This is a genomic window from Bacillus sp. AP50 (assembly GCF_040492675.1).
Lineage (GTDB): Bacteria > Bacillota > Bacilli > Bacillales > Bacillaceae_G > Bacillus_A > Bacillus_A cereus.
Genome location: NZ_JBEUTW010000494.1, coordinates 1 through 5,028, shown reverse-complemented (window position 1 = coordinate 5,028; position 5,028 = coordinate 1). Strand labels below are relative to the sequence as shown.

Sequence of the window (5,028 nt, the reverse complement as noted above, 5' to 3'; positions counted from 1 at the left end):
CTCCCTTATGTAGCCTATTTCATCTTATATTTAATTATTTTTTTTGTAAATGTGGAACAACTTTATTGTTTAGGTTGTCTATTAAGTATTAAAGCATGAAGAAAGGAATAATTAGCATGAAAATTTACTAGCAAGTCTATATGTAAGTTTAATAAGAGTCATTATACAGTTTAGCACTTCTAATGCAAGCGGCAAAAAAATAGAGAGAAAACAAGAAGGGAGAGTTATTAATGCCGTAGCTAAACGAAAAAGAATGGATGCTTACAAGGATTAAGCAAAAAATTGAGGCGATATTTATAACCGATTAGCGGTATCTAATATATAAGAAATGCTTTTAGTATTTGTAGCAATTTCTGAAAGGATTAAATGGAGGATTTATGAAAGAACAAAAAGGCAAGAAGCAGAAGACATATATATCTATTCGATTAAATATAATGTTCCTTTGCATATTTGTACTATTCTCAGCTATTATTATGCAGCTAGGAAAGGTACAAATCGTTGAGGGAGAGGCTTATAAGAACCAAGTGGAAAGTAGTCAAAATGCAATAACTAGTATTCCAGTTCCACGTGGACAAATTTTAGATCGAGAAGGGAAAACAGTTGTTAATAATAAATCTCTTCGCACAATTACGTATACAAGGGTGAAGGGAATTACGAGTGAAGATATTTTAAAAACAGCAAAAGACTTGGCGAAAGTACTTGAAATGCCTGAACAAGATATAAATAAATTAACAGATATCGATAAAAAAGATTTTTGGATGCAGTTGAATTTGAAACGTGCGGAGACAAAGATTACTAAGAAAGATATAGAAAAGTTTAAAGAAAAGGGTATAGAGGGAAAAGAGTTAGATAAAAAAATAGAAGACTTAAGACGAGGTCGTGTTACAGAGGTAGAATTAGCAGAATTAACAACACAAGATTTAAAGGTGTTAGCTATTAAAAGTAAAATGAGTTCAGGTTATCAACTAACACCACAAATCATTAAAAAAGATGTAACAGATGAAGAGTATGCGCGGATAAGTGAAAACCTTGCGAATTTTCCAGGAGTAGATGCAACTGTTGATTGGGAACGTAATTATGTAAATGGTAATTTATTTCGTTCTGTATTAGGAAATATTACGAGTAGTGAAGAAGGATTACCGAAAGAAAATTTAGATTCTTATTTAGTACGTGGATATAACCGTAATGATCGTGTTGGAAAAAGTTATATTGAACAACGATATGAAGATGTATTACACGGCACAAAAGAAGAAGTGAAAAATATTACTGATAAATCAGGAAACATTGTTAGCACAGAAATAATCTCTAAAGGAAAAAGTGGTAATAGTTTAACATTAACGATTGATATGGAATTACAAAAGAAAGTGGAAGAAAGTATAGAGAAAAACTTGAGAGCTTTTAAGAGTTCAGAGCCACTGCTCGATCGAGCTTTTGTTGTCATGACGAATCCAAATAACGGACAAATTTTATCAATGGCAGGCAAAAAGATTGTAGAAAAAGAAGGAAGAATAGAGGTTGAGGATTTGGCATTAGGTAACATGACAACTTCGTATGAGCTAGGGTCAGCTGTAAAAGGTGCTACTTTATTAACTGGATATGAGACAGGGGCAATACATCCAGGAGATCAATTTTATGACGCGCCGATGAAATTTAAAGGTACACAAGCTAAGAAATCGTGGAATGTATCCGGATTTGGTAATATTAATGATTTACGGGCTTTACAAGTATCTTCGAATGTATACATGTTCCAAACAGCTTTAAAAATTGCGGGAGTCAATTACGTACCAAATGGCTCATTGGATATTAAACAAGGAGCATTTGATACGATGCGCTATTATTTCAAGCAATTTGGTTTAGGTGTCCCAACAGGTATTGATTTACCGAATGAAATAATTGGACAAACGAGAAAAGTAGATAGTCAACCTGGGTTTTTACTAGATTTTTCTATCGGTCAGTATGATACGTATACGCCGTTGCAATTAGCGCAATATATTTCAACGATTGCGAATGGTGGTTATAGAATGCAACCTCAAATTGTACAAGAAATACGAGAACAATCAATAAAAGAAGAGGTTGGCAAAGTTATACGTTCCATAGAGCCTGTCGTATTAAATCGAATTGATATGAAGAAAGAACATATTGATCGGATAAAAGAAGGGTTTAGATGGGTATTCCAAGAAGGTGATGGAACTGGCGTGAAATATTTCAAAAACGCGCCATATAAACCAGCAGGAAAGACAGGAACAGCCCAAACTGTATATGGTGGAGATGACCCGATTGGTAGAAATGCAAAAGGAGAACGTATGGAATGCTACAACTTAACGTTAGTTGGATATGCTCCATATGATAATCCAGAAGTAGCATTTTCCGTAGTAGTTCCATGGCTTCATGATGATAAAAATGGAATTAATTCTATAATTGGAAAGGAAGTATTAGATGTATACTTTGATTTAAAACAGCAACGTATACATGGTGAAGCTACTAGTACAGGTAGTTCTAAGCAAAATTAGAGTACTTTTCTCAGGGAAGAGACCCTGTTCATATAAAGCCATTTATAAGTAAAAAAATGAAATATGAAATAAGAGATAGAGGCGTCGTAGCTACTATCTCTTATTTTGTTAATAACTCTCATACTAGCTATAAATTTTTTTCAGTTTATGGAACAAATTTGGTTCGGTGATTGTCTATTATGTGTACGTATAAAAAGGTGCTAAAAATTTGGAAGGAATGATGATTTTGAAAAATAAGAGGATGCTAAAAATAGGAATATGCGTTGGTATATTAGGTTTAAGTCTTACAAGCCTAGAAGCTTTTACAGGAGGGGCACTGCAAGTTGAAGCGAAAGAAAAGACTGGTCAAGTGAAACATAAAAATCAGGCAACGCATAAAGAGTTCTCTCAACTTGAGAAAAAATTTGATGCTCGATTAGGTGTATATGCGATTGATACTGGTACAAATCAAACAATCTCTTATCGACCTAACGAAAGATTTGCCTTCGCATCAACCTACAAGGCTTTAGCCGCGGGAGTATTACTACAGCAAAACTCAATTGATTCATTAAATGAAGTAATTACATATACGAAAGAAGACTTAGTGGATTATTCACCTGTTACAGAGAAACATGTAGATACTGGAATGAAACTAGGAGAAATTGCTGAGGCAGCTGTTCGTTCAAGCGATAATACTGCAGGGAACATTTTATTTAATAAAATAGGAGGACCGAAAGGATATGAAAAAGCGCTTAGGCATATGGGGGATCGGATTACTATGTCTGATCGCTTTGAAACAGAATTAAACGAAGCTATTCCAGGAGACATTCGTGACACTAGTACAGCGAAAGCTATTGCTACGAATCTTAAAGCTTTTACGGTCGGAAATGCACTTCCAGCTGAAAAACGTAAAATTCTTACAGAGTGGATGAAAGGAAATGCTACAGGGGACAAACTTATTCGTGCAGGCGTACCAACTGAATGGGTAGTTGGAGATAAATCAGGTGCTGGTAGTTACGGGACAAGAAATGATATTGCTATCGTTTGGCCTCCAAATAGAGCACCAATTATCATCGCAATTTTATCTAGTAAAGATGAGAAAGAGGCAACCTATGATAATCAACTCATTGCAGAGGCAACTAAAGTTATAGTTAAGGCTCTTAAATAGTATTTTAGTTTTCGCATTTTTAACATGAAAGTATTAAAAGTATAAAGTTAGAAAACGACTCTTTTCTTGTGATAAGAGTCGTTTTTGTATTCTTATTATTAAAAAGGTAAAAGTAAAAATATAACGAATATATATGACATATCTCATACGAAATTTCATGTACTGTATTATTATATTGATTTAAATAAATTTCAAGAAAGTATAATATAATTCAGTTAGCATATAGAAGTGTTTGATGAGAATGTAAAGGAGAAAATATGAAAAAGAAAATTAATAGAATTGTAATGATTATTTGTATATTAGTAGGTTTTACAATCTTTTTATATTTACAGAACAATTTAATAAGTATAACTGAGGTTAAAATAACCTCTAGTAAAATACCATCCTCTTTTAAAGGGTATAAAATTCTACAAATTTCAGACTTACACAATAAAAAATTTGGCGATAATCAAGATGTGTTAATTCAAAAAATAAAAAGTATAGACCCAGATATTATTGCGATTACGGGTGATTTAATTGACAGTAAATCATACGATGCAGAAGTGAGTATGCAATTAATACAAAAAATGGTAAATAAGTATCCTGTATATTTTGTGACAGGAAACCATGAACAATGGTCTGGAAAGTATAACAGTTTAGAAAAAGAGTTGAAGAAATATGGTGTCAATGTTTTAAGGAATGAACATGTAGGCATTCGAAAGGGTGAGCAAGAAATAAACTTGCTAGGTATTGATGATCCAGAGTTTGTTACTGGAAACCGTGATGAAGGAAATATTATAATAGATGAAATTAAAAAAGCAAAAATTGAAATGCAGCCAGATAGATATAATGTATTATTATCCCATAGGCCTGAATTTATAAAGGAATATACGAATGAGAGGTTGGATTTGGTTTTATCGGGACATGCTCATGGAGGGCAAGTTAGATTGCCATTTATCGGTGGATTAGTTGCTCCAAATCAAGGTGTTTTACCTAAATATACAGCAGGTTTATATGTAGAACAAAATACATCAATGGTAGTGAGTAGAGGATTAGGAAATAGTATCATTCCGCAAAGAATTTTGAATAGGCCAGAGATTGTAGTCGTGCAGTTAAATTAAGCTGTACGATTTTTTTATACAAAAGTGAGTAAAGAGATTTTATGTATTTTGCAGGAGTTAACATTACAATTTTGTTAAAAATTTTCTACGTTACATAAAGTAACAAAATTTGACCCTGATTGTTTGTTATAGTGTAAATAATCAAAAAACTTAAAATTTGTCGAGTGAAAATTGTGATAAGTAATTCATGTAAAAAACTTAAAGGGGTGTACACATGCATAAAGAATATGAAATTGAAGAATACACAGCGATTGAGGAACAAATACATTAT

At 32.8% G+C, this 5,028-nt stretch carries 3 protein-coding genes; all 3 read left to right on the top strand.

Annotated elements, in window-relative coordinates:
- The first annotated feature begins 377 nt into the window (after positions 1-377).
- A complete protein-coding gene (locus ABWK52_RS25330) occupies positions 378-2,510 on the top strand; it encodes a peptidoglycan D,D-transpeptidase FtsI family protein (RefSeq protein ID WP_098541295.1) in 2,133 nt (710 codons plus the stop codon).
- 220 nt (positions 2,511-2,730) lie between these two features.
- Positions 2,731-3,657, top strand: a complete 927-nt coding sequence (gene bla / locus ABWK52_RS25325) for a class A beta-lactamase Bla1 (protein WP_118043436.1) — start codon at positions 2,731-2,733, stop codon at positions 3,655-3,657.
- A gap of 257 nt (positions 3,658-3,914) precedes the next feature.
- Positions 3,915-4,757 carry a metallophosphoesterase gene (locus ABWK52_RS25320; protein ID WP_000727188.1) on the top strand — a complete coding sequence of 281 codons (843 nt, stop codon included), beginning with the start codon at positions 3,915-3,917 and terminating at the stop codon, positions 4,755-4,757.
- Positions 4,758-5,028 lie beyond the last annotated feature (271 nt).

Bases quoted from the DNA above. Each gene is read 5' to 3' on its own strand.
- ABWK52_RS25330 (WP_098541295.1), top strand. From the start codon at position 378: ATGAAAGAACAAAAAGGCAAGAAGCAGAAGACATATATATCTATTCGA.
- bla (WP_118043436.1), top strand. From the start codon at position 2,731: ATGATTTTGAAAAATAAGAGGATGCTAAAAATAGGAATATGCGTTGGT.
- ABWK52_RS25320 (WP_000727188.1), top strand. From the start codon at position 3,915: ATGAAAAAGAAAATTAATAGAATTGTAATGATTATTTGTATATTAGTA.